The following is a 1039-nucleotide window of genomic DNA, read 5'->3' as shown; positions in this document are numbered from 1 at the left end:
TCCCGGGCGGAGGGTGCTCAGCACGAGCGGAAGCCGGAGCGCCGAAGGCCCATCCGCACGGCGGCGGAAAATGCGATGCTTCTTGTCGACCGGCGCGAAGAGCTCCTCGAACTGGCTGACATTCTCCGCCGAGCCGAGGAAGAGGTGCCCGTCGGGCCGCAGCGCATAGTGGAAGGTCGGGATGACCTGGTTCTGCACGTCGACGCCGAAATAGATCAGCAGGTTGCGGCAGGAGACGAGGTCGATGCGCGAGAAGGGCGGGTCGCGGATGACGCTGTGCGGCGAGAAGATGCAGAGCTCGCGGACCTCCTTCGAGACGATGTAGCTGCCGCCGTCGGCGACGAAGAAGCGCTCGCGCCGTTCCGGCGTCACGCTGTCGAGCAGCGCGGCCGGGTAGCGCGCGGTGCGGGCGATGGCCAGCGACGGCTCGTCGATGTCGGTCGCGAAGATCTGCACGCGCGGCACGGCGGTGAGCCTGTCCATGTGCTCGCGCAGCAGGATGGCGATCGAGAAGACCTCCTCGCCCGTCGAGCAGCCGGGAACCCAGACGCGCACCACCTCGTCGGCGCCGCGCCCCTCGAAGAGCTTCGGCACGACGAGTCGTTCCAGGCTCCCGAAGGCCTCGGCGTCGCGGAAGAAGTTGGTGACGTTGATCAGCAGGTCGCGGAACAGGGCGGCGACCTCGCGCGGATCCTGCCGCAGCCACTCGATATAGGCGGGCAGGCTCACCAGCTGGATCACCTGCATGCGCCGCTGCACGCGGCGCAGGAAGGTCTTGGTCTTGTAGCCGCTGAAGTCGTGGCCGATCTGGCTGCGCAGGATGTCGCAGATCTCCGGCATCGCCGCGTCCGGCGCCGAATCGCCGGCGGTCTCGGCGGAGCTGGACAGGAGGTTCTCCAGCTCTTCGCCGCCGCGCACGAAATCCACGAGTTTGCCGCCCATTCGGTCGGCGGGGATGGCGAAGTCGACGAGGCCGGTGGAGATGGCGCTCTCGGGCATGCCGACATGCTGGGGGCCGAAGCCGTCGGCGGTCTGGGCG

At 68.5% G+C, this 1039-nt stretch carries 1 protein-coding gene; it reads right to left on the bottom strand.

Features of this window, described 5'->3' with window-relative positions:
- Positions 1-1039, bottom strand: a 1039-nt coding sequence (locus AC1DWF_RS32490) for a CheR family methyltransferase (RefSeq protein WP_476842636.1), incomplete at both ends; no start/stop codon positions are given.

This window comes from Aminobacter sp. P4_D5, assembly GCF_056401815.1.
Note: the sequence above shows the minus strand (reverse complement) of the source record. Positions and strands in the feature narration are given on the sequence as shown.